Origin of the sequence: Cellulomonas sp. GbtcB1 (assembly GCF_019091725.1) — a bacterium.
GTDB lineage: Bacteria > Actinomycetota > Actinomycetes > Actinomycetales > Cellulomonadaceae > Cellulomonas.
Genome location: NZ_JAGXJG010000526.1, coordinates 1 through 238, shown reverse-complemented (window position 1 = coordinate 238; position 238 = coordinate 1). Strand labels below are relative to the sequence as shown.

At 82.4% G+C, this 238-nt stretch carries 1 protein-coding gene; it reads left to right on the top strand.

Annotated elements, in window-relative coordinates:
• On the top strand, window positions 1–238 hold a 238-nt coding region (locus KVT14_RS21265), incomplete at both ends, for a hypothetical protein (RefSeq protein ID WP_217617379.1).

Sequence of the window (238 nt, the reverse complement as noted above, 5' to 3'; positions counted from 1 at the left end):
CGTCTACGAGCGGGGGCCCGGGCTCGGCGACTACCTGATCGGGGCCGGGACCACCGCCGCCGCGGGGGCCGAGGGCGGTGTGCTGCCCGCCCGCGCCGACGACCCGGCCGCGGCCGGGGACGTGCGCGCTGCCGTCGCGGCGACCGGGCACGACGTCACCGACCCCGCGGGGTACGCCGCGTCCGTGCGCGACGCGGCCGCGGGGGAGCAGGGGCAGTCGACCGCGCTGCACCTGGCG